Origin of the sequence: Corallococcus carmarthensis (genome assembly GCF_003611695.1) — a bacterium.
In the GTDB taxonomy this organism is placed as follows: Bacteria; Myxococcota; Myxococcia; order Myxococcales; family Myxococcaceae; genus Corallococcus; species Corallococcus carmarthensis.
This window is the reverse complement of record NZ_RAWE01000151.1, coordinates 1-24,634: the sequence shown is the minus strand read 5'-3', so window position 1 is coordinate 24,634 and position 24,634 is coordinate 1. Positions and strand designations below refer to the sequence as shown.

General features: G+C 71.9%; 13 protein-coding genes and 1 rRNA gene. 9 read left to right on the top strand and 5 right to left on the bottom strand.

The window, feature by feature from the left end:
* From D7X32_RS30450 to D7X32_RS30430, 5 genes are all read left to right on the top strand, one after another.
* Positions 1 to 3,220 (top strand): MSCRAMM family protein (locus tag D7X32_RS30450; protein WP_120606078.1); only part of this gene is annotated, 3,220 nt, incomplete at its 5' end.
* 54 nt (positions 3,221 to 3,274) lie between these two features.
* A complete protein-coding gene (locus tag D7X32_RS30445; protein ID WP_120606077.1) occupies positions 3,275 to 6,004 on the top strand; it encodes a hypothetical protein in 2,730 nt (909 codons plus the stop codon).
* 12 nt (positions 6,005 to 6,016) lie between these two features.
* A complete protein-coding gene (locus D7X32_RS30440) occupies positions 6,017 to 12,547 on the top strand; it encodes a HEAT repeat domain-containing protein (protein ID WP_120606076.1) in 6,531 nt (2,176 codons plus the stop codon).
* Complete coding sequence (locus D7X32_RS30435) at positions 12,544 to 14,403, top strand: SWIM zinc finger family protein (RefSeq protein ID WP_120606075.1); 1,860 nt, start codon at positions 12,544 to 12,546, stop codon at positions 14,401 to 14,403. The genes D7X32_RS30440 and D7X32_RS30435 overlap by 4 nt, the downstream gene beginning before the upstream one ends.
* 396 nt (positions 14,404 to 14,799) lie before the next feature.
* Complete coding sequence (locus D7X32_RS30430; RefSeq protein WP_120606074.1) at positions 14,800 to 16,245, top strand: reverse transcriptase family protein; 1,446 nt, start codon at positions 14,800 to 14,802, stop codon at positions 16,243 to 16,245.
* Between the two features lie 7 nt (positions 16,246 to 16,252).
* On the opposite strand, the gene D7X32_RS30425 is transcribed toward D7X32_RS30430, so the two are convergent.
* A complete protein-coding gene (locus tag D7X32_RS30425; protein WP_120606073.1) occupies positions 16,253 to 17,236 on the bottom strand; it encodes an alpha/beta hydrolase in 984 nt (327 codons plus the stop codon).
* Positions 17,237 to 17,406: 170 nt separating this feature from the next.
* Between D7X32_RS30425 and D7X32_RS30420 the strand changes: the two genes are divergently transcribed.
* The 3 genes from D7X32_RS30420 (at position 17,407) to D7X32_RS30410 (ending at position 20,868) form a co-directional block, all read left to right on the top strand.
* Entirely contained in the window at positions 17,407 to 18,930 is a 1,524-nt protein-coding gene (locus tag D7X32_RS30420) for a GMC oxidoreductase (RefSeq protein WP_120606072.1), read from the top strand.
* A 100-nt stretch (positions 18,931 to 19,030) separates the two neighbouring features.
* Complete coding sequence (locus D7X32_RS30415; RefSeq protein WP_120606071.1) at positions 19,031 to 19,657, top strand: TetR/AcrR family transcriptional regulator; 627 nt, start codon at positions 19,031 to 19,033, stop codon at positions 19,655 to 19,657.
* Positions 19,654 to 20,868 carry a multidrug effflux MFS transporter gene (locus D7X32_RS30410; protein ID WP_120606070.1) on the top strand — a complete coding sequence of 405 codons (1,215 nt, stop codon included), beginning with the start codon at positions 19,654 to 19,656 and terminating at the stop codon, positions 20,866 to 20,868. Before D7X32_RS30415 ends, D7X32_RS30410 begins: the two co-directional genes overlap by 4 nt.
* A 71-nt stretch (positions 20,869 to 20,939) precedes the next feature.
* Here the strand turns inward: D7X32_RS30410 and D7X32_RS30405 are convergent, their stop codons facing one another.
* The 3 genes from D7X32_RS30405 to D7X32_RS47060 all read right to left on the bottom strand — a co-directional run bounded on the left by D7X32_RS30405 (position 20,940) and on the right by D7X32_RS47060 (position 23,148).
* A complete protein-coding gene (locus D7X32_RS30405; RefSeq protein ID WP_120606069.1) occupies positions 20,940 to 21,122 on the bottom strand; it encodes a DUF3606 domain-containing protein in 183 nt (60 codons plus the stop codon).
* Positions 21,123 to 21,211: 89 nt separating this feature from the next.
* On the bottom strand, positions 21,212 to 22,831 hold the full coding sequence (gene lnt / locus D7X32_RS30400) for an apolipoprotein N-acyltransferase (RefSeq protein ID WP_120606068.1): 1,620 nt from the start codon (positions 22,829 to 22,831) through the stop codon (positions 21,212 to 21,214).
* Positions 22,828 to 23,148, bottom strand: coding sequence for a hypothetical protein (locus D7X32_RS47060; protein WP_244239265.1), 321 nt, complete (start codon positions 23,146 to 23,148; stop codon positions 22,828 to 22,830). Before D7X32_RS47060 ends, lnt begins: the two co-directional genes overlap by 4 nt.
* Before the next feature lie 389 nt (positions 23,149 to 23,537).
* Between D7X32_RS47060 and D7X32_RS30390 the strand changes: the two genes are divergently transcribed.
* Positions 23,538 to 24,395, top strand: coding sequence for a hypothetical protein (locus D7X32_RS30390; protein ID WP_120606066.1), 858 nt, complete (start codon positions 23,538 to 23,540; stop codon positions 24,393 to 24,395).
* A 119-nt stretch (positions 24,396 to 24,514) separates the two neighbouring features.
* Here D7X32_RS30390 and rrf read toward each other — a convergent pair.
* Positions 24,515 to 24,631: ribosomal RNA gene (gene rrf / locus D7X32_RS30385) — 5S ribosomal RNA — on the bottom strand.
* Between the last annotated feature and the right edge of the window lie 3 nt (positions 24,632 to 24,634).

Genomic DNA, 24,634 nt, shown 5'->3' with positions numbered 1-24,634 from the left:
GCCCCAGGGCGCCCTCCAGGTCCAGGGCCGCGTCGTCGTCCTCCAGGGACAGCCCGTCGCCGGCATCGAGGTCTCCGCCTCCGTGGGCCTGCCCGGGGAGACCCTGACGGAGCTGCCGTGCGACACGAACCAGCCTGGCGTCTCCCTGGCCTCGGAGGACTGCGCCTCCCCCGCCGCCAACCAGTGGGTCCAGGAGCTGGTGGAGTCCCACCGGGGTGGCGCCTTCGTCCTGTCGCGCACCACGTCCGCGCAGGACGGCACCTTCACCCTGGAGGGCCTGCCCGGGGGCAAGGTCACCCTCTGGGCCCTGGGCCCACAGGGCGCGGGCCTCCAGGAGGACGTCGTCACTGGCACCCAGGACGTGACGCTGGAGCTCGAACCCAGCCACCCGCTCACCGGCCGCGTGGTGGACGAGGACGGCGCCCCGCTCCCCAACACCCGGGTGACCGTGCTGCACACGGGCACGGCGCGCTACTTCGAGACGAAGACCGGCGCGGACGGCCGCTTCTCCGTGGGGCCCCTGCCCGACAATGACACCTACGGCCTCCTCGCCGCCCACCCGGGAAGGCTCACCGAGTGGAAGCAGGAGCTGGCCGCGGGCCCCATGGTGGAGGACGTGGTGCTGTTCGCCCCCCGGCGCATCGTGGGCACGGTGGTGGACGGCGAGCAGCCCGTCGCCGGCGCCACCGTCACGGAGCTCGACGGCGAGCGCGTCGCCACCACCGACGCCCAGGGACGCTTCACCTTCGACGGCCTGTCCCCCGACGACTACACCCTGGAGGCGGAGCAGGGCGGCCTCCTGGCGCGAGAGTCGGTGACGCTCACGGAGGACCAGCGCGAGGCCCAGGTGACGCTGCGCCTGGGCACCACCTTCTTCGTCGAGGCCACCGTGCGCGACACCGCGGGCAAACCCGTGGCCCACGCGGAGGTGAACGCCGACCTTCCGAGTGAAATCGCCGAGCACTATGGCTCGCCCATCTTCCAGTCGCTCGGCGGCACCGACGCGGACGGCCGCGTGCGCCTGGGTCCCCTCCAGGCCCGCAGCTACACCTTCCAGGTGGTGGCGGACCGGCTCCTGGACCTCACCGCGGTCCGCACCGTGGCCGCGGGCGGCCCTCCGCTGGAGTTCGTCCTCTCCCCCGCCCTCCTCGTGGAGGGCCACGTCACCGACGCCGCGGGCAAGCCGCTGGCGGAGGCCTCCCTGTCGCTGCGTCCACCGGCCCGGAAGCGCCCGGAAGGCGCGCCTCCACCCGTGTACGCGCGCTCGCTCATCGTGATGCACCCGCCCCGCGAGGACCCCGTCACCTTCGACGCCACCTCCGACGCGGAGGGCCACTTCGCCATCAAGGTGGACCAGCCCCTCTCCGGCACCCTCACCATCGAGGCCGACGGATACCTGCCGCGCAAGCTCCAGGTCCGCGCCCCCACGTCCGGCCTGAAGCTGACCCTGGAGGCGGGCGCCACGGTGCGAGGCACGGTGACCAGCTCGCGCGGCACGCCCGTCAACGAGGTGGACATCTCCCTGGTGAAGCAGCAGGTGGACGCGCCCCCGGCCCAGGAGGACGAAGCGCCCTCCGAGGAGCCGGCCGACGAGGAGCACATCGAGATCGAACGCATCACCTTCGCGGGCTCCACGGGGGAGGACGGCCACTTCGACATCAAGGGCCTTCCGCCCGGCACCTATGCCGTGTGGATGCGGGCCACCACGGGCGGCTACGAGCGCCTCATGCCCGACCGCGTGGTGCTGCGGGGCTCGGAGACCGTGGAGCTGGCGCTGCGCATGGACCTGGACGGGCGCGTGGGCGGCATCGTCGTGGACGCGGAGGGCCGGCCCCTGGCGGGCGTCTCCGTGGACGCCACCGCGAAGGAGGACGAAGCCAGCAACGGCCGCTCGTACTCCCCCCTCTCCGCGAAGACCGGCCCCGACGGCCGCTTCATCCTGGAGCCGCTGGCGCGCGACTGGGACTACGAGCTGACGGCGATGAAGCCGGGCTACGCGCTGCCCCGGCCTCCCGGGAAGCACCCTCCCGACGATGAAGCCATCCTCGGGCCGGACGACGAGACCCCCGAGGCGATGAGCGGCCGCATCCAGCAGTGGCTGGAGGACCAGGAGGGCCCCAAGATCACCGCCCGCGCGGGGAACATGGAGGTGCGCATCGTCCTGGCCTTCCAGGGCCGCGTCACCGGCCGGCTGGTGAAGCAGGACGGCACACCCATCACCCGCTTCACGGTGAACGAGGAGGCGGTGCGCGACCCCAAGGGCGCCTTCACCGTCTTCGTGGACGAGCCCGGCCCCCAGCACCTCACCTTCGAAATCCCCGGCCACGCCCTCACCCAGCGCGACGTGGACGTCCCCGCCGGCCGCGACGTGGACCTGGGCACGGTGCGCGTGGACACGGGTCACGTCATCAAGGGCCGCGTGGTGGATGACGCCACCGGCACCCCGCTGGCCGGCGTGACCGTCTCCCTGGCGCTGCCGGCGGAGGACGTCGAAAACGCGGAGCACGCCAGCTCCTTCGCGGACGTCCTCACCGGCCTGGACGGCACCTTCCAGCTGCCCGCCGTGGAGTCCCGGCCGTACGTGCTCACCGTGCAGGAGGCGGAGCACGCCGCGCTCCAGCGCACGGTGGGCCCCACCGAGGACACGCTCGAATTGCGCCTCCAGTCCGCCACCCGCCTGGAGGTCTCCGTGCGGGACGAACAGGGCCAGCCGGTGATGACCGCCCTGACGGTCACCCTGAAGACGGACCCGGACACGTACCGCATCGCCGTATCGCGCTACGGCGTGGCCCAGTTCCGGGACCTGGACCCGGGCGACTACCTGGTGAAGCCCGCGGGCCTGGACCCCTTCACGGCCCTCCCCCAGCTCGTGCACGTCGAGCCGCAACGCGTCACCCGGCTGGAGCTGAAGGTGACGAAGACGGGCACCCGGCTGAAGCTGCGCTGGAGCGAGCGCGGGGCCCAGGGCACGCCGTACCTCGTCCCCGGCCGCGTCCAGGCCCCCTCCGAGTCCGCCGCGCCCGCGGAGCTGCAGTGGCTGCGCGAACAGGCGCTCATCCCGGAGATGTCGCGCGCGGATGTCTGGGCCCGCCTCCCTCCCGGGCCCTACACGCTTCTCGTGTTGCGAGAACGTGAGGGACGCTGGCTGTCGTTCCGCGAGGACATCACGGTGGGCACGGGCGACGAGCAGGAGGTGGAGGTCCCCGCGCTGCCGTGGTGAGGCGGGTCCATCATGCCTCGCGGGGACGGGGAGCTGTGCTAAACCCCACACCCCATGACCCCGAGCGACGCGCTGAGCGCAGCAGACCTCGAACGTCTGGCCAGGGCGGAGGCACCGGACCTCGCCGAGGCCGTGCTGGCCTTCCTCGACCAGCCGGACCGCACGTCGGACACGCCGCTGCCGCAAGGCGCGCTCTCCTTCGATGCGTTGAAGCAGCTGCTGGAAGAGGCGCGGGCGCGCGACGACAAGCCCGGCCGCCGCCAGGGTTCGCATGAGGCGTGGCAGCGCTTCCTCGCGCAGAAGGACGTGCCGCTGCCGCCGCGCCTGCTGCTCGCGGACCTGCTGGTGTCCCTGTACGAGCAGAACACCGAGCCCGCGCGTGCCGCCCTCATCGCGCTGGTGAAGGAAGCGCCGCTGAAGTTCGGCCTGTGGGCGGGCCTCAAGCGCATCTACAAGCTGTCGGAGGCGCGCCACGACGCGGAGATGTTCGGCGCGCTGGCGTGGCGCTTCGACACGGAGCGCGGCGGCCGTCGCCGTCAGCGCGAGGTGGGCAGCGGCACCCTCACCTACCTCCAGCGCCGCGCGTGGCGCTTCCTGCGCCAGCTGGGCGCGGCCGTGCCGGAGCTCTACCCGCAGTTCACGGTGGAGGTGCTGCGGCACTACGACCCGGAGACGACGTGGTCGCAGTGCTGGGTGGCGCACCACGTCTGGGCGCACAACAGCAAGGGCTATACGGCATCGCGCTTCGCCATCCAGCCGCCCAACGACATGGTGAAGCAGCGCATGTATCCGGACGCGTGGAAGCGCTCGCCGGACGCGCTGATGCGCCTGTTGGACACGTGCCAGTCGGACCCGGCCGCGAAGTTCGCCATCCAGGGCCTGCGCAAGGACCACCCGGAGGCGCTGCGCAAGGTGACGCCCGCGTGGCTGGACCGGCTGGCGCGCCGGCCGCTGGGCACCGCGCACGACTTCCTGGTGGAGACGCTCCAGGGCTCGCCGGAGTTCCACCAGGGCAAGCTGCGCGCGGCCGGGCTGCATGAGGCGGTGCTCGCGCTGCTCTTCTCCCCCAGCGACAAGGCCCGCGCCTACGCCATCGAGTACGCGCGCGGCCACGCGCAGGACCTGCCCGCGGACCGGCTGGCGGACCTGGTGGAGAAGGGCGAGGACGACGTGCAGAAGTTCGCCGCCGCCGCCCTGGAGAAGCACAAGCCGCGCGACCTGGGCCTGCCGCTCCTGGGCCGGCTGCTCGTGTCCAAGCCCACCGCGGCGTTCGCGTCGAAGTCGCTGGAGCAGTCCTTCGACCGCGCGGAGATCACGCACGACTTCCTGCGCGAACTGCTCTGGGGCAAGCAGGAGCAGCTCAACTGGGCGAAGAACTACGTCTCCACGAAGTACGCGGCCGGGGAGATGCCGGCGGACTTCTGGAAGGTGACGCTGACCGAGGCGAAGCGCTCGTCGCGCCCGCGCATCGTGGAGGACACGGCCATCAAGGCCCTGTCCGCGTACAAGCCGGCGGACATCGGGCCGGAGTGGATCCTGGACCTGGTGGCGCACCCGCGCCTGGGCCGTCAGGCGGCGCAGTGGCTCACCCGCGCGGACAGCCTGCCGGGCCTGGACGTGGAGCGGGTGAAGGCGCTCGTCTTCAACAGCAAGTTCCGCGGCACGGCGCTGGAGCTGCTCGGCAACCGCAAGCTCTTCACCGCGCGGCAGCTCACGGTGCCCTGGCTGCTGGCGCTGGCGCGGCGGGCGGATCCAGAGCTGCACGACTTCGCGCACCGCTACCTGCTGGCGAACGTGGTGCCCGCGGACTTCAGCGACTCGGGCGACGCGGACGCGGGCCTGGAGCGCCTGTTCGACCTGGCGCTGGGCGCGAAGCAGCCGCCGCCGGTGCGCGCGTTCGCGCAGATGTACCTGCGCTGCCACCACCCGGGCATCGGGCCGGAGCAGCCGGAGTCCAAGTCCTACGAGCTGCGCCCCCGCGCGCCGCGCAAGGCGTACACGGCGGAGCGGCTGTGGCCGGCCCTGTTCGACACGCGCGACGACGTGCGCCGCTTCGCGCTGACCATCGCCCGCTCGGAGCTGCGCGCGTGGGGCTACATCACGCGCGTGTACGAGCTGGCGGACTCGGACGCGAAGGAGATCCGCAACCTCGCCTATGACGCCCTGCTCAACGCGGGCGAGCCGGGCGCGGACGCGCGCCACACGCTGCAGCCGGACGAGCTGGACGCGGGCAAGGTGTTCGCGCTCACGGAGTCCACCAAGCGCAGCACGCGTGAAGTGGCCGTGGAGCTCATCCGCCGGCACTACGCGCGGCTGGGCGGCGCGGAGCGGCTGTCCGGACTGATGCAGAGCGCGGACCGCGAGGTGGGCCTGTTCGCGGTGCGGCTGCTCTGGGAGAAGCACCGGCCGCTGCACCTGCCTGAAGGGTGGAAGCCCGCGGGCGGCGGCAAGGACACGCGCGAGGCGGGCGGCACCACGCGCTTCAGCGACGTGGAGGCGCTGCGCACGTTCCTGCGGCGCATGCTGTTCGGCCTGCCGCCCGGGCGCGCGAAGGAAGCGCGCGAGGGCGACGTGCAGCGCCGGCTGTCCGCGAGCGTGGCCAAGCGCCGCGTGGTGGAGCTGGTGCGCGACCTGGGCCTGGAAGACGAGAGCTTCGCCCGCGTGGTGGCGCCCGTGCTGGGCGAGTTCACCGGCTCCGTGGCGAAGGGCGAGTGGCAGAGCTGCCTGGCCTCGCTGGTGCAATTGCGTGCGGCACACCCGGGCGTGCAGCTCGGCGGCATCTAGGACAACGACACCATGGCCAACCTCTCCATCGGCAACATCGAGAAGGTCCGTGCGCTCGCCGCCAATGCGCGCCTGCTGCTCGTGGGCGGAACCCGCGCGGCCGCGGACAGCCGCCTCACCGCGTACGACGCCGCGAACAACAAGGTCCTGTGGACTTCGCCCCTGCCCGCCCACGTGCTGGGCCTGGCGCTGTCCGGCGAGCAGTTCGCCGCGGCGGGCGCGGACGGCACGGTGCGCTTCGGGTCGCTCACCGACGGCACCGTGAAGTTCCAGCTCCACAACGCGCACCCGGGTGGGTGCACGGCGGTGGCGGCCAGCCCGGACGGCAAGGTGCTCTACACGGCCGGCGTGGACGGCTTCGTGCGCGCCTGGGACTGGGACAGCACGAAGAAGCTCAAGGAGTGGAGCGCGTCGTCGCAGCCGCTGCGCGCGGTGGCGGTGGACCCCACGCACACGTACGTGGGCTGCGCGGGCGATGACGGCGTGGTGCGTTCGTTCACGGTGGCGACGGGTGCGCGCCGGGACATGCCGGGCCACGAGGGCGCCGTGCGGGCGCTGGCCTTCACGCCGCGCGACGGCCGGCTCGTGTCCGCGGGCGACGACGGGAAGCTGCGCATCGGATACCTGGTCGGCGCGGTGGAGTTCGAGGTGCGCGGCGACAAGGACAGCGGCCACGCGGGCTCCGTGCTCGGGCTGGTGTTCCCGCCCACGCCGCAGGCGGAAGCCGGTGAGGACCCCGCGGAGCGCATCGCGTCCGTGGGCAGCGACGGCAAGGTGAAGGTCTGGCGGCTGGACGAGCGCCGCAAGCCGCGCACCTTCGAATTGGGCACCAAGGGCCTGCACGCGGTGGCCTTCGCGCCCCCGGCCAGCCCCCGACAGGCGAAGCAGCTGCTGGGCTTCCTCTTCGTGGGCGGCGAGGACCGCCGGGTCACGCGCATCACGCTGGGCACGGACGGCAAGCCCACGGACGAGACGACGGCGTTCGGGCACGGCTTCGACGTCTTCAACGAGTCGCTGAAGGCCGCCCTCCCCCGCCGCGAGGCCGCGGTGAAGGAGGCGGTGGCGCTCCAGGAGCCGGAGGCGCTGGACTTCGTGCTGGGCGTGCTGTCCTCGGACAAGGACGTCGCGGCGCGCCGGCTGGCGGCCACGGAGCTGGGCAACCACGGCCGCACCGCCGCGCGGGCGAAGCTGCGCGAGCGGCTCAACGACGACGACAAGACGGTGCGCGCCGCGGCGCTGGACGCGCTGGTGAAGCTGGAGACGGAGTCTCCGCTGGCGGCCCCCCGCGCCGCGCTGGACTCGCGCTTCGTGGACACGCGCGTGCAGGGCCTGCGCCTGCTGGCGAAGCTGGGCAGCGCGTCGCCGCTGGTGCCGGGGCTCATCGCCAGCAAGCTGCCAGACACGAACGCGGAGGTGGGCACCGCCGCGCTGGACGCGCTCACCACCGTTTCGCCCAAGGGCAGCACGGAGCCGCTGAAGCTCGCCTTCGAGCGCGGCCCCGCGGCCCTCAAGGTGGAGGTGCTGCTGCGCGCGTCGGTGGCGGGCCTGCTGGCGGATCCGCGCCTGCAGCCGCTGGTGGCGCGCGCGCTGGACGACGCGGACCGGGACGTGCGCCGCGTGGCCTTCGCGGTGCGGGTGCTGGAGCGCCGCGCGCTGGCCGCCACGCTGGAGGCCAAGGACGAGGAGTTCGCGCGCACGGTGCGGGAAGTGACCCGCATGCTGACGGTCCAGGCGAAGCGCGCGGCCGGGGACGCGGAGGCGAAGTTCACCACCGACGCGGAGCTGGCCGCCTCGCGCGAGCAGCTCTTCGGAAAGACGGCCGCCGGGACGGCGCTGACGGAAGCCGACCTGGAGCCGCTGCTCGCCGCCATGGCGTGCCGCATGCCGGACACCGCCGTGCGTGGAGCGCGCGTGCTGGCGCAGCTGGGTGACGGCCGCGCCCTGGGCGCGCTGCTCCAGCTGTCGCGAGAGGACGACGCCGCCATCCGCCGCGAGACGGCCACCGCGCTCCAGGCGTTGCAGGACCCGCGCGCCCGCGAGCGGCTGGTGTGGATGCTGGACGACGCGGACGGGGACGTGCGCGCGGCGGCGTTGTCGGCCGTGGTGGCGCTGGACTCGGACGCGCCGCTGTCCGCCGCGGAAGCCGCGCTGCGCTCCGGTCACGAGGACGTGCGCGTGCGCGGCCTGGACCGGCTGGTGAAGCTGGGCGCGAAGGCGGAGGGCGCGGAAGGCCTGCTCGGCGACGCGCTGGAGGACGAGTCCGCCAAGGTGCGCGGTGAGGCGTTCCGCACGCTGTGGGCCTGGAACGACAAGGAGCCGGTGAAGGCGCTGGACCGCGCGCTGGCGGGCCGCTTCCCGGACCTGCGCACCCGCGCGGTGGAGGTGCTCGCGCAGCGCGGGACGGACGACTGGGCGCTGGAGCGGCTGAAGAAGTCCGTGGAGGACCGCGACGCGGGCGTGGCCACCGCCGCCTACGAGGCGTGGGTGAAGCTGGCCGGCAAGGAGAAGCCGGAGCCGCACCTGGCCGCGCTCAACACCACGCACCCGGTCCTGCGCGAGAAGGCCGCCAAGGCCTCCGTGCACGCCCCGGCCGAAGCCATGCGCTCCGCGCTGCTCAAGCGCGTGCAGGACGAGCACCTGGACGTGGCGTTCGCGGCGCTGGAGGCGCTGGACAAGCTCATCCCTAATGAGAACGGGCCGCTGCTCGCGGGCATCGCGGCGACGGCGCTGCCGGTGCGCGTGCGGGCCGCGGAGCTGCTCGCCCCGCGCGGCGCGGAGGACATCATCGAGCCCATGCGCGGGCTCATCACGGACAAGGACCTGGAGCGGATGTACCCGCCCGGCTTCCTCGTCCCCCTGCGCATCCGCGCGTCGCGCGCGCTGGCCACGCTGGGCTCGCGGCGCCTCTTGGGCTTCTACGCCACCACGCTGCTGCCCAACGACCTGACGGACCTCCAGGAGCAGGGCGCGCGCGGTCTCGCCACCGCGAGCCGCCGGGGCGACGAGGGCGCGCTGCTGGATGCGCTGGGCCACTCGCTGGTGGCGGCGCGTTCGTGGGCGGCGGACGGCCTGGCGCGCCTGGGTGACGTGCGCGCGCTGCCGGTGCTCACCGGAAACCTGCGCCATGAGCACCTGCCCATCCGGCTGGGCGCCATCCTCGCCTTCGCTGCCCTGGGCCCCGAGGGCGACGGCGGCCTGCTGCACGGTCTGGAGGACTCCGCGCGCGAAGTGCAGGAGATGGTCTTCGCCATCGTGCTCGCACGCGACCTGCGCGCCAGCCGCGAGGGCGGACCGCCGGACCTGCTGACGAGCGCGCTGTCCAGCGGCCGTCCGGAGGTGCGCTACGCCGCGGCGCGCGCGCTGGAGCTGCGCACGGAGCCGGAGGCCTACCGCGCGCACCTGGTGGAGGTGCTGCTGCCGCCGCGTCCGGAGAAGGCCGGCGACATGAAGGACTGGCCCGCGGAGGAAGAGCGGGCGAAGCGCGTGATTGGCCTCGCGGAGGCGCTCTCCAGCGGTCAGCCGGAGCAGCGCTACGCGGCGGCCCAGGTGCTGCTGCTGCGCAACAAGCCGCTGGACTACTTCCGTGAAGCGCAGAAGGTCGCGCGGCCCAGCTCGCTCCAGGCCCCCTGGAAGCCGGAGACGGCCCAGGGCGCCGCGCACGTGGTGCAGCCCTCCACCCCGGAGAAGCAGGGCACGGCCTCCGCCACGGGCAAGAGCTGGCTGCGCCGCCTCTTCTCCGCGGTGAAGCCGGCGGAAGGCGCATCGGCGACGCCGCAGAACTCGACGCAGGCGGAGCGTCAGCACCTGCGCCGCCTCGCCTTCGGCGCCTACGTGGGCCTGCTGCGGCAGGTGACCGTGGGCGACGAGGAAGGCCACCGCGTCCGCCGCGATGCCGTGGACCGCGTGGTGAAGCTCACGCAGGAAGGCTACGCGGGCACGTCCGCCGCAGTGGCCGCCCTGCTGCGCGCGCTGGAAGACCCGCACCAGCTCGTGCGCCGCGCCGCGCTCGCGGGCCTCAAGGAGCTGTACCCCGCTGGCAGCGACGAGCCGCTGGCGCTGGCCCTGGCCTCGCTGGCGCCGGACGTGGCGCGCGCGGCGCTGGAGGAACTGGCGGAGCGCGGTGACGCGGCCCGTCCGCGCGTGACCGCGGCGTTGAACTCGCCGCTGCCGGAAGTGCGCAAGTCCGCCTTCGAGCTGCTGGAGAAGCTGAGCCCGCCGGGCAGCCTGGAGCCGCTGCTGGCCGCGCTGGGCAGCGAGCACGCCGACCTGCGCGTCGGCGTGATTGAACGGCTCGCGGGCGCCAACGACTCGCGCGTCACGGAGGCCCTGGGCCGCGCGATGGGCAGCGAGCACGAGGACCTGCGGCTGCGCGCCGCGGAGCTGCTCGCGTTCCGGGGTGATGACCGGGCGGTGGAGGTGCTGGGCACCTTCCTGCGCTCGGAGACGCCGGCCGTGACCCGCCGTGCGCAGGAGGCCCTGGCGCGACTGGGGACCTCCGCCGCCGTGGCCGCGCTGGCCGCGCGCCTGTCGGTGGCCACGGAGATTCCGGAGCGCACCAGGCTGGTGGCCGCGCTGGGCCGCACCCACCGCGCGGACGCGCTGGACGTGCTCGCGCGCCAGAGCGTGGAGGACGAAGCCCCGTCCGTGCGCCTCGCCTGCGTGACGTCCGCGATGCAGCTCACCTGGCCGCCGGAGCAGGAGAAGCTCGACGAGGACGAGCGCGAGCTGAAGAAGCGCGACGCGGCGCTCGCGGTGCGCTTCCTGCGCGTGGCCGTGAAGAGCCAGGACCCGGAGGTCCGCAAGGCCGCCGCCCGCGAGTTGGAGCACGGCAAGAACGAGGGCCAGGACGCGCTGCTCGTCCAGCTCTTCACCGACCGCGACGTCACCGTGCGCGCGGCGGCCGTGGAGCACTACTCGAAGCGCGTGGTGGAAGAGGGCGCGGCGGTGGAGCCGCTGGAGGAGATCCTCCGCGCCGGGGCCCGCGAACTGATGCTGCCCGCGGCGGAAGGCGTGGCGCACCAGCGTCGCGCCAGCGCCCTGCGCCCCCTGCTGCTGTACGCGCGCGCCGGTGAGCCGCACGAGCGAGGCCGCGCCCTGCTCGCCCTGGGCACCCTGGGTGACGTGCGCGCCCTCTCCGAGTTGGAGACGGTGGCCGGCGGAGGCACCCCGGACGCCCCGGCGGAAGAGGACATGGTGTTCGCCGCCATCGAGGCGCTGGGCCGGCTGGCGAACCGGCTGCCCGACGGCGAGGATCGCCGCCGCGTCGAGGAGAAGGTGGAAGCCGCGGCCACGGACGGCACCGCCTTCCAGCGCCAGGAAGCCGGCGTGCGCGGCCTGCGCGCCCTGGGCGGAGAGCGCGCCCGGGTGAAGCTGGAGTCGCTGCTCGCCGACAGCGATACCGACGACGACGTGCGCCGCACGGTGGCGGAGGAGCTGGGCAAGTTCGGAGACCCGGCCGCCGAAACCGCGCTGGCCGCCGCGCTGAACGAGGAGGACGACGACCTGCGCGCCGCCGCACGCAAGGCGCTGGACGTCCTCTTTCCGAAGGAGCGCACGCGGGTGGAGTTCCTCGCGGTGCAGAGCGAGCACGAGGACATCTCCGAGCCCGCCGCCACCTACCTCGCCAGCGAAGGCGACCCGGCGCTGCTCGTGCCCCGCCTCGCCACGCTGGAGAACGCGGAGCTGCGCCTGCGGCTGCGTCGCGGCCTCGCTCGCCGGGGCGCGATGCCCGTCCCTGAAGTCATCGCCCTGTTCGGCCACGACAAGCCGGAGGCCCGTGAAGAGGCCGCGCGGCTCGTGGGCACCTGGACGGGCGACGCGCGCGAAGCCGGCGCCGTGGACACGGCCGGGCTGACCCGCGCGCTCGTGGCCGCCGAACGGCGCACCGCCGCCGCGTGGGCCACCGCGCAGCCCGCGAAGAAGGACCCGCTGGCCGCCGCCTGGGAGCGCCTGCTCTGGGCGGGTTCACGGCTGGGCGCGAAGGAGCTGGTCGCGACGTCCGCCGAAATCCTCCGCAAGGGTGAGGCCCAAGCCCCCGCCGCCGTGCGCCAGGAAGCGGCACGGGTGCTGGGACGGATGAAGGCGGCGAACGAAGCGCAGGCCCTGCGCACCGCGCTGGGAGACCCGGACGCCGCCGTGCGTTCCGCCGCCGCGTCGGTGCTGGCCGCGCTGGTGCCGGAGCAGTCCTCGGCCTGGGCGCTGGAGGTGAAGCCCTTCGACCCGGTGGCCATGGGCCCCACGGGCGCGAAGGTGGCCACGTCCGCGCTCACGGGCAGCGAAGCCCGCCGGCTCGCGGTCCCCGCGCTGCTGGCGAAGAAGGACCTGGAGCCGCTCAAGTCCGTGGCCGCCGACGCGAAGCCGGAGGTGCGGCAGGATGCCTGGGCCGCGCTGGGACGGCTGGGCGGAGACGAAGCGGCGGCGCTGCTGAAGACGGCGGCGTTCGACAAGTCGCAGTCGGTGGAGCTGCGCAAGGCGGCCTACCGCGCCCACAAACGTGCACGCCGGGCCGCTGAGCGCGCCCGGAAGGAAGGTCAACCGTCGTGAGCACCGCAACCGCACGTCATCCCGTCGCGCTGAGCTACGCCGCGGAAAGCGACGTGGTCGTCACGCCGGACGCCTCGCGCGTGCAGCTGGCCCTGGAGGGCTCGCGCGGCACCGTGGGCGTCAGTGGCCAGGTGAAGGACCCCACCCTCTTCCGCGACGCGCTGGCCGCCGCCTTCGCGGTGCTCTCCAGCGACCTGCGCTACCGGGGCCGCGACCGCACCGCGTACCTCGCGTACCTGATGAAGCAGGGCAAGCGCGCCAGCGCTCAAATCTGGGAAGCGCAGAAGGCCTTCCTCGACAACGCGCTGGAGGGCGAAGAGAAGAAGGACGCCGTCCTGGACCCCGTCCTCACGGTGGATCCGGATCAGGTCTCGCTGGAGGTCTTCTCCCGCGACGAGAGCGCCTACGCGCGCCTCGCCTTCGACAACAGCCTCTTCGACAAGCGCCAGGCCGCGCACGGCTCCACCTTCCTGGACGTGCCGCAGGAGCTGCCCGCCCGGCTGGACCGCCTGCGCGCCTACGCCCCGGTGATGCTGGAGGCCCACGTCGCCCCCACCGCCAAGGCCACGCCCGCCGGAGAGCCCCGCGCCCCGCGCACTGTGGAAGTGCCGCACGCGTGGCTGCGCGGCTTCCTCCAGGTGCAGTCCGCCGCGACGCTGCCGGCCACGACCTGCTCCATCGCGCCCATCGACCTGTACAACCTGCTCTTCGCGCTGCGCACCCGCCGCTCGAAGAAGGCGCCCCGCGCGCTGCGCTTCGAACTGGTCCCCGGCGCGCCGCCCCGGCTGGTGCTGGAGCCGTGGGAGCAGGTGCTGGAGTGCCACGGAGGCCCGTACACCGGCAGCGCGCCCGCGGTGGTGCGCACCTTCGGCCGTCAGCGCCTCGCCGCGCTCGCGCGCCTGCTGCCCCACGCGAAGAGCGTGCACGTGCAGCTGCTGGGTCCGGGCCTGCCGGTGTTCTGGGTCATCGACCTGGGCAGCGCCACGCTGACGCTGGGACTCACCGGCTGGACGGAGAGCGGCTGGTCCAGCGCCGCCGCCTTCGACGCGCTGATGCCGCGCGACGTGCCGGAAGGCCTGGCGGAGAAGCTCCGCCTGCGTCTGCGCCAGGACGGCCCCCTCCCCTTCGACGTGCTGTCAAAGGACGCGGGAGCCCCGAAGGATCAGGTGCGCGCCGCGCTCCAACTCGAGTGCCTGCGAGGCCGCGTCCTGTTCGACGTGGCGCGCGGCACCTACCGCCCGCGCGAGCTCATGCCCACCCCGGTGGACGAGGCCGCGCTGCGCTACGGCAACGAGCGTGAAGCCCGCGCCCACCGCCTGCTCGGCGACGGCGGTCCTGGCTCCGGCGAGGTGAAGCTCACGCAGGTGCACGACATCATGGGCGAAGGCACGCGCATCCAGGGCGAGGTCGTGGACCGCGAGGCGGTGCGCAGCTTCTTCCCCAGCTTCACCATGGACCTGGAAGGCCGCGTGAAGGACGCGGGCTGCGGCTGCCCGCACTTCCGCCGCTCCGGCCTGCGCGAAGGCCCGTGCGAGCACATGCTCGCGCTGCGCCTAGCGTACGCGCGCCGCCGCGCCGAGGAAGAGGCGCTGCGTCAGACGCCCGAGGGCCGCAAGCTCATCCGCGCGGAGACGCGCGCGTACGTGCGCCGCGACCCGGCCACGGGCCTGGAGCAGGTGTATCGCGTGTCGCTGGATGGCAAGGTGGTGGCCCTCACGTGGGGCCCCCGCCTGGGCGACTCGCGCCACCAGCGCCTGTGGTTCGACACGGACACGGAAGCCCGGACGGCGTACTTCAGCCGTTTGGAGAAATTGACCGCTGACGGCTACATCGACGCGGCCTCGACTCTGGTGTAAACCCTCAACCAACGGCCCGGCCGCCGACGGGGCGGCCGGAAGGATGGTGGCGCCGGACGAAAACCGAATAGCGAGTGGTCGAGAGAGGTCTGGACCGCATCAGCCTCAGCGCCTCGAGCGCGGGAGCGGCGTTGCGCCGCTCTGGTTGAAATGCTGGACACTCTCCGCAAGGTAGCCTGTTCTTGGCTCTCTCCCTCCCGAGCACTACCGTCGGGGCGGGAAGCGGAACCAACGACGCAGCCGCCGTTTTCCCACCCCGACGGTAGTGCTCGGGAGGGGAGAGCCGGTGAGGCTACCGTGCCCCAGGTGAGCTGGTGGTGCCTTCCTGGCCTCCCTCGACCGCTCGATTCGTCCGTCGCCCCTCCCTGAGCCGCCGCGCCCGTCGAAGGTACATCGATGACCGCCAAGCTGGAGTCGTTCGTCCCCGCCGCCCCGCCGCAGGCCGCTCCCGAAGTCGCGCCCGCGGCTGCTCCCAACACCGTCGCGAAGCGCGAGGCCGCCAGGGCCGCGCACGACGCCCTCCTCACGCGCTGGAAGGCCATCACCGAGGCCGGCGGCACCGCTGAATGGGTGCAAGCGCAGCTCGTGGCGAAGGGCGCGCTCGCGGACGAGGTGGACTTCTCCTCGCTGAAGGAGAAGGAGAAGACGGCCTGGAAGGAGAAGAAGAAGGCCGAAGCGGTGGAGCGCCGCGCGCTGGAGCGCCTGGCCCACGAGGCGTGGAAGGCCACGCACGTGAACCACCTGGGCGTGGGCATCCACTGGAACGAGGCCGGCGGTCCGGACAAGTTCGACCTGGAGCACCGCGAGGAGCGCGCGCGCCAGAACGGCCTGCCCACGCTGGACTCGGCGGAGGACCTGGCGAAGGCGCTGGGCCTGAGCGTGTCCAAGCTGCGCGGCTTCGCGTTCCACCGCGACGTGGACACGGGCTCCAACTACGTGACGTGGCGCATCCCCAAGCGCACGGGCGGTGAGCGCACCATCACGTCGCCCAAGCCGGAGCTGAAGGAAGCGCAGCGCTGGGTGCTGTCGAACATCGTGGAGCGGCTGCCGGTACACGGCGCGGCGCACGGCTTCGTCGCGGGGCGCTCCATCCTCACCAACGCGCTGGCGCACCGGGGCGCGGACGTGGTGGTGAAGGTGGACTTGAAGGACTTCTTCCCGACGGTGACGTGGCGCCGGGTGAAGGGCCTGCTCCGCAAGGGCGGCCTGCCGGAGAACACGTCCACGCTGCTGGCGCTGATGTCCACGGAAGCCCCGCGCGAGCGGATGTCCTTCCGCGGCAAGACGCTGCACGTGGCGCAGGGGCCGCGGGCCCTGCCGCAGGGCGCGCCCACCTCGCCGGGCATCACCAACGCGCTGTGCCTGCGCATGGACAAGCGGCTGTCGGCGCTGTCGCGCAAGCTGGGCTTCACGTACACGCGCTACGCGGACGACCTGACGTTCTCCTGGACGAAGGCGAAGGCGCCCAAGGCGCGCCGGTCGCAGGGAGCACCGGTGGCGGTGCTGCTCGCGCGCGTGAAGGACGTGGTGGAGACCGAAGGCTTCACGGTGCACCCGGACAAGACGCGAGTCGCCCGCAAGGGCAGCCGTCAGCGCGTCACGGGGCTCGTGGTGAACGAGGCGAAAGAAGGCACGCCCGCCGCCCGGGTCCCCCGCGATGTGGTGCGCCGCCTGCGAGCGGCCATCCACAACCGCCAGAAGGGCAAGCCGGGCCGCGAAGGCGAGTCGCTGGAGCAGCTCAAGGGCATGGCGGCGTTCCTCTACATGACGGACCCGGTGAAGGGCCGCATGTACCTGGACGAGCTCGCGAAGCTCGAAGCCGCCCCGCCCGCGCAGGCGTAGCGCGGAGCTAGCGCGCCCCTGCCTTCCGCCGTGAAGGCTTCTTCGCCGGAGCCTTCTTCTCCACGGTCGGCGCCACGGGCTTCGCCACCGCGGGAGGCTCGCCCTCCACGGGCTTCAGCGCCGTGTCCGCGAACTCCAGCAGCCGGCGCGGATACTCCGTGGGCGCGGCAGCGGCGAAGTTGCCATGCGCCGCCCCGGGGATGCGCCACGTCTGGGCATAGGGCGCAACGTGCGCGAACAGCTCATCCAAGAGCGGCTGCCCGGACTCCTCCGTCCCCGCGACGATGAACAGGGGCCGGGGCTTGATGCGGTCCACCGCATCGATGGTCCGCACCTCCTCCAGCGCAATCCTCCGCCGCCAGAACGGCACCAGCGCCCCCGTCTGCGTCACCACGCCGAAGCGGCGGAAGTCATACGCCGCCGCCAGCCGCAGCGTGTTGAACGGGGACAGCAGCACCACCGCCGCGACCTGCGGATCCTTCGCCGCCACCTCCGCTACCGCCGCGGATCCGATGGAGAACCCCAACGCCCCCACGCGAGCAGGGTCCACGTCCGGCTGCGCCCGCACATACGCCAGCGCCGCGCGCACATCCTGGCGCTCCTTGTCCCCCCAGGTGGAGGTCTCGCCGCCGCTCTGCCCATGCGCGCGCAGGTCGAACAGCAGCACGCCATACCCCCCGTCGCGCAGCACCCGGGCCTCCGGCAGCAGGTCCATGCGCGTCTGCGACAGGCCATGCGCCAGCACCCACGCCGCCTTGTTGCGCGAAGGCAGGTACCAGCCCCGCAGCTCCACCCCATCGTCCGTGCGCAGCGTCACCTCTCGCGCGGAACCGAAGTCCGCGGGCAGCACCGCCGCCGGCTTCGGGTAGTGGAAGTACTGCTCGGAGCGCCACGCCGCGCGGCCGCCCAACACCAGCGCCACCAGCAGGCAAGGCACCACCAACACGCCCAGCACCCGCCCCCACCGAATCCGTTTCAAGAGCCCAGCCATGTCCGCCCCTCTCCGACAGCAAGCGACCTGTACCAGGGGCGGAAGCCGCTGCCCCGGGCTTGTGTTGGCACCCTCCACACACCTAGACCCTATAGGCACCAACGGGTCCCTGGTTTACAGTTTAGGCGAACTTTAGCAGCGGCGGCAGAAGACCGTCCGGGTGGGAAGGCATGAAGACGTCAAAGACGGTCTACGACGCGGTGGTGGTGGGTTCGGGAGCCTGTGGTGGTTGGGCCGCCAAGCAGCTGACAGAGGCCGGGCTTCAGGTGCTGGTGTTGGAGGCGGGCCGCGGCGAGAAGGCGGACCGCGCCCTCCACTTGATGCACCGCGTGAAGCAGAAGCTGGGCTACCGCATCGAGTCGGACCAGGACCGCACCTCACGCCAGTCCGTGCAGTCCACGAGCTTTGCCTGGCCCTTCCATCCGCACGCCTTCGTGGATGACGTGGACAATCCCTACACGACGCCGGATGACGCGCCGTTCGCCTGGATTCGCGCGCGGCAGGTGGGCGGCCGGACCAGCGTGAAGAGCCACGGCCGCCAGTTCTACCGGCTGTCTGACTTCAACTTCCACGCGGGCAGCCTGGACGGGTTGAGCCCGGACTGGCCGCTGTCGCACGCGGACCTGGCGCCGTCCTACGAAATCGTGGAGCGGTGGATGGGCCTGCGAGGCAACTCGGACAGCGTGGACACGCTGCCGGACTCCGTCTTCTCCGGCCCCGCGCCGATGTCGCCCGGAGAGGTCCGCCTGCGCGAGAAGGTGAAGGCGCGCTGGCCAGACCGTCACGTCGTCGCCCGGCGGACCGCGAACGCGCCGGTGACGCTGCCCGCGGCGCTGAAGACGGGGCGGCTGACGCTGCGCTCGCATGCCATCGCCAGCCACATCCTGCACGACCCGAACACAGGGCGCGTGACAGGGGTGTCCTTCATCGACGCGAACTCCGGCACCTCCGAGGAGGTCCACGCGAAGGTCGTGGTCGTGTCCGCGGGAACGATTGAATCCACGCGGTTGCTGTTGCACTCGCGCAACCGGGCGTTCCCGGACGGCCTGGCGAACAGCTCGGGCCTGGTGGGCCGGCACCTGATGGACCACATGTATCTGCGAGGCATCGAGGCGCGGATGAACCTCCCCTCGCACCTGCAGCAGAAGGAGCACGGCTGGGCGTACGTTCCCCAGTTCCGCAACGTCTCCGAGCGACACCCGACCTTCGCGCGAGGCTACGGCGTGCAGGTCTTCACCTTCGACGACCAGATGCACATGGTGCCCTTCGGGGAGATGATTCCGCGCCCGGAGAACCGCGTCACGTTGAGCGCCACGGTGAAGGACCGCTGGGGCATTCCGGCGGCGCACATCGAGTGCCGGCACTCGGACAACGAGCTGAAGATGACGGAGGACGCGGCCGCCTCCTGCCTGGAGATGCTGGAGGAGGCGGGCTGCACGGTGGAGAAGGTCAACAAGCAGCTCTCGCATCCGGGCATGGCCATCCACGAAGTGGGCACCGCGCGCATGGGCAAGGACCCGAAGACATCCGTGCTCAACCCGTTCAATCAGAGCTGGGACGTGCCCAACCTCTACGTCATGGACGGCTCCGCCTTCCCGTCGCAGGGCCCCCAGAACCCCACCCTGACGATGATGGCCCTCACCGTCCGCGCCTGCGGCCACCTGGTGGGCGAGCTCAAGGCCGGCCGCCTCTGATGTCTCTCGGAAGCTGACGTGTGGGGCCCGGAAGGACGGGCCCCTTGCACGACCGGTGTGGATTGGTTACCTACCAGTCAGTAACTAATCCCCCGAGCCCATGTCCCGTCCCCCTCGAGTCCTCGATCCTGAGATCGATGAAGCCGCCCGCGCCGTGTTCCTGGCGCAGGGTCCCTCCGCGCCGCTGCAGGACATCGCGAAGCGGCTGGGCATCTCTCAAGCAGCGCTGCTGCACCGGGTGGGCACCAAGGAGGCGCTGATGTCCCGAGCCCTCCGCCCCGTGCCGCCCACCGCGCTGGCGCTGCTGGAGCCAGGACCAGGTGACGACGCGTCCCTCGAGGACCAGCTCCTGGAAGCGCTCCTGCACCACCGGGACTTCCTGCGCCAGTTGGTGCCCTGGCTGTTCGTGTTGCACTACTCCGCGCTGGGAGGCGCCAGGGCCATCCACTTGGAGACGCCGCCCCCCGTCGCGCTGCGAGAGGGGCTGACGAAGTGGCTCACCCGGGCGAAGCGTGCCGGAAGGGTGGACCTGGCGGAGCCCAGGGTCGTGGCGGAAGCACTCTGCGGAGCGCTGGAGGCCCGCTGTTTCAACGCCCACGTGGGAGGAGCCACCTACGCCCCCGGCGAGGACAAAGCCCTCCTGCGCCAGCTCATCCGGGTGCTGCTGTCCCCGCGAGAAGCGCCAGCACGCGCCAGGAAGAAGCCGCTGAAGAGGACCCCGAGATGACGACCGCCACGCCCAAGCTGTCCCGCTCCACGGAGGGCCCCGGGCTGATCATCCTCCTGGGAGCGCTCATCGGCTTCGGTCCGCTGTCCATCGACATGTACCTGCCGGCGTTCCCCTCCATCGGAGAGTCGCTGCACGCGACCGCGGGAGAGGTGGAGCGCACGCTGGCGGCATTCTTCGCGGGGCTCGCGGTGGGGCAGCTCTTCGCCGGCCCGGTGAGCGACCGGTTCGGCCGCACGAAGCCGCTCTACGTAGGCCTGGCGCTCTACGTGCTGGGCTCCATCGGGTGCGCGACCGCGCCGTCGGCGGAGGTGCTGGCGGCGTGCCGCTTCGTGCAGGCGCTGGGCGGTTCGGTGGGAATGGTGACGGCGAGGGCCGTCGTAAGGGACCTGCACTCGGGAGCGGCGGCGGCGCGGATGATGTCGCGGCTGGTGTTGGTGATGGGCCTGGCGCCCATCCTGGCGCCGCTGCTGGGAGGCTGGGTGCTGCGAGCCGCGGGCTGGCGGGCCATCTTCGGAAGCCACGCGGTCATCGGCGTCATCGCGCTGGGAGCGGTGTTCGCCATCCTGCCGGAGACAGCGCCACCAAGGAGCGGAGCCTCCGGCTCCAACCCCTTCCAGGCCATGTGGGGCATCACGAAGGCGCCAGACTTCCTGGGGAATGCACTGGCGGCGGGGTTCGCGCAGGCGGGGATGTTCGCGTACATCGGCGGTTCGCCCTTCGTGTTCATCACGTTGCACGGCGTGAAGCCGGAGCACTTCGGGTGGTTCTTCGGAGCGAACGCGGCGGGGCTGGTCGCGGTCTCGCAGCTCAATCACTGGCTCCTGGCGCGCTCTTCGCCGGAGCGCGTGTTGAAGCAGGCGGTGCGCATCGCCACGCTCGCGGGGCTGGTGCTGGTCACGGTGGCATCGACGGGCTTCGGAGGACTGTGGGGTATCGCGGTGTCGCTGTTCGTGTTCGTCTCCACCCTGGGTGCCATCACGCCCAACGCGACGGCCTTGGCGATGGAGCAGCACGCGAAGCAGGCAGGAATCGCATCGGCGGGCCTGGGAGCGCTCCAGTTCATGCTGGCGGCCGGAGCCTCCGCGACGGTGAGCGCGAGCCACGACGGCACCGCGAGGCCCATGGCCTTGGGAGTCGCCATCGCCGCCCTGCTATCGCTGGGAGCGCTGGGCCTTGCCAGGAGGGCAGCCACGAGCCCGGCGTCCTGAGAGGGATTGGCACCGTTGGGCCTGGGGGTCCAGGAGGCGCACCGGCTGAAGGCCCGCGCGCCTCCCAGGAACTACCGACGGGCCAGGAAGTAGCGCCGCACATCGGCAACCATCACGCCCACCTCGCGCACGGCTGCACGCAGCTCCGCCTCGGTGCATCCGAAGTGGGCGCTCCACTCCCGCACTTCCCAGTCCTCATTGACGTTGATGCGCACGCGGTCTTGCAGGCCGCGCTTCTTGAGATCGTCGCTCATGGCAGCTCCCTTGAAGAGGAAGCCAAGAGAATCGTTACGCCGTTGGCGACCCGCCATACCGCGCGGGAGGTACGTGCTGGCGCGTGGAGCTACGCCGGTACGTGCCCAGGGCACTCCACGCCGCGACGCCGGATCCACACGCTCAGCGCCAAGGCCAGCGTGAGCGCCACGGGCCCCAACCAATCCCCCCACGCCCCCGCGAGTGAGCTCAGCCGGTCCGCCGTGGGCACGCGCATCACGGTGCTGGCACGTTGGTTGTCCTCCAGCTCGGAGGTCCATGCACCCGCGGGGTCGATGAACGCGGAGATGCCCGAGTTGGTCACCCGAACCTGCGCGGTGCGCGTCTCGATGCTGCGGAAGGCCGCATGCATCAGGTGCAGCCGGGGCGCGGGAGTGCCAGAGAACCACGAGTCATTCGACAGCGTGAGGAGCAGGTCCGCCCCCTGGCGCACCTCCGCGGCGACGTAGTTGGGAAAGAGCGCCTCGTAGCAGATGAGCGGAGCGACCTTGAGCACACGGCCACCGTTCAGCCGGAAGTCCACCAGCCGGGGTCCAGGCCCGCGCTTCCATCGTCCGGTCCACGGAAGCCAGGCGCGCAGCGAGGGTGTGTCCACGGCGTCGGGAACCCACTCCGTGAGCGGGAACAACATCGTCTTGCGGTACACGGACTGAGCCAGTTCGCCCGTCGCGGAGGGGCCCAGGAACATGGCGGCGTTGAACTCGCGTTCGCCGTCCAGGTCGTACGTACCGAACACCAGGGGGACACCGCGCTCCGCGACCCACGCGCGGATCTCATCATCGAGCGCACCGCCGTCCTCGCTCTTCGGAGTCCCGAACGTCGTCGGATACACCGTCTCCGGCCACACCAGCAGGTCCAGCGGCGCCGAGCGCAACAGCGCATCCGACATCGCGTAGTGCGTATCCAGGATGTTGCGAACGACCTCGTACGTGCCTTGCTCCGCGGCCAGCTTCTCGATGTTGGTGATGTTCGCCTGCACCGCGCCCACCACCAGCGCCGGAGCCGAGTGCACCGCCGCACGCACCTGCCCCAACCGCACCTGTCCGTAGCCCCAGACCAGCGCCGCCAGCGCGACCGCCAGGACCACCGGCCCCAACCGGAATGCCCGCCGTGAGAGCAGCCCCTGGGCCACCGAGACGACACACTCGTTGATGAGCAGCAGCACCAGCGTGAGGCCCGGAGCGCCCGCCAGATCCGCGCCCTGGCGCAACGTCTCCGAAGCATAGAGCCCATGGCCCAGCGTCTCGGCGAACAGCTTGGGCGTGAACCACTCGGTGCCCACGTACACGAGCGCGGTGAGCAACGGCGGCACCCACGCCAGGCGAGGCCCATCCCCCACCTGCCGGCGCGCGTACCACCGCACCCAAGCGGCAGTGAGGAATTGGAGCTCCAGCACAGGCGCGAGAAGGAGGAACACGCCCCAGCACAGCCATACCGGCGCACGCGAGTACGCCGCGAGCGCGCCCGGGAACCAGCCGAACACCACCGCCGTGAAGGTCACCGACAGCAGCACGCCCAGGACCACGGCGCCGCGAGCGGAACGGACCCGGTCCACCGCCGCGAGCCACGGCGCCATGGCCACCGCGCCCAGCCACACCCAACCCGATTGCAGTTGTCCGAACGTCGCGAACAGCACGGTGGTCGCCGCGACGCCCAGGAGCGCCCCGGCCCACCCCTTCACAGACGTCACTGAGAGTCCTCGTCCTCGACAGGAATCTCCAGCAGCCGGTGGGGCATGCCGGGAGGAGCCATCTCTTCGGGCACCACGCGGTTCTCGGGGATGGGGATGGGCTGCCCGTTGGCGTCCTTGGGCGTGAAGTCCGGATGGAACATCAGGATGGCGGCGAGCGGCTGGCCATTGTCCGTCGCCTGGTAGTGGCGCATGTAGCCAGGGGGCAGCTCGAAGTCGTCGGGCACGACGAGCCCGCGCTTCAACGGCTTGGTGCCACGCTGATACAGGGCCGTCCCGCTCTTGCCCTCCGGAGGGGGCGGCTCATCGACGGGCATGGGAGCGGGCTCCTCCACGGGCGTGGGCGCGGCGACAGGGACCGCGGCAGGACGTACGGCAGGGCGCGCCGGCTCCAGGGAAGGAGCCACAGGCGCAGGGCGCGCGGCCACCACGATGGGAGGAAGCTCCTCGACTGGGACAGGTCGGGAGAGCCACCACAGACAAAGCCCCACGCACAGGGCCGTCACCGCGGTGGCGCCCCCAATGAGCCAGGGGCCCACGCCGCCGGAAGACTCTCGCGAGGGCGTCACCCGCGTCACGCCATCGGAATCGGTGCGACGATCAGGGCCAGGCTGCGGGGAACGCATGTTCTCGGGGGGCCTCCGGGGTGCGTATGCTACGGAAGCCGCTCGCATCGAGGCAATGCGCGGGCCGCCATGCCCCCATCATGACCGTCGACGCATCCGGCCCCTTCCCCGTCCACGCCTTCACCCCGCGGCTGCGTGCATTGGGTGCACTTCTGCACGCCGCGGTCCTTGGCACGCTCTGCTTCTTCACGGCGCTGCTGTTCAAGGACGTGCTCGCAGGCACACAGACGCTGCTGCCCGCCCCGCTGGCAACAGGCCTCACTGTCGGGGGACTCCTGCCACTCATCGCGCTCCGTCTGTTGCACCTGGGCACGAGGGCCACGGTCACGGTGCGTCCAGAGGGTCTGGTACTCACGCAGCAAGGAGGAGCGCACTTCGAGATTCCATTCGAAGCCCTGGAGTCCGTCCGCCCCTGGCGGCTGCTCAGTCCAGGACCCGGGCTCACGCTGCGGCTGCGCACGGGACGCGCATTCGACTACGGACTGGAAGTGCAGGCCCCCATGCCCCTGCTCGCGGCGATGGGCACGCTGGGGGAAGCGCGTCACGATCCACGGGTCAGGTACGCCCAGGCACGCAGTGAGAAGTGGCGCCGGCGTTGGTACGACCAGGCACTGAAGTACGGCCTGGTGCCCGGGGTGCTCGCGGGCATCTTCTTCCGGGCGCACCAATACATCTCCTTCGGCGGCCCTTTCGGAGAGCTCCAGATGTACGGATGGAGGGCGTACCTCACGTCCTTCGGGCGCACCTGGCTGCCCGTGTTCCTGGCGCTGCTGTTGTTTGGGTGTTTCTGGAGGGCCATCGCTGAAGCACTGTGCTTCAGCGCCGCATGGCTGGGCCCCCGGTGGGCACGCAACGTACGCATTGGCGCGGAGTGGACCTGCCGAGCGCTCTATTACGTAGCCCTGCCAGTGTTTCTCGCGGTGCGCCTGCTGGGCTGAGGCGCAAAGACAGCCACCCGCGAGCACACTTCAGCGCTCAAGCCAGGAGGCGGCAGGCAGCACCAGCCCGCAAAGACAAAGCCCCTGGCGCCTTGCGGCACCAGGGGCTTTCAAAAAGAATCCGGCAGCGACCTACTCTCCCACGCGGTTTCCCGCGGAGTACCATCGGCTCTGGAGGGCTTAACTTCCGTGTTCGGGATGGGAACGGGTGTGACCCCTCCGACATTGCCACCGGAAAA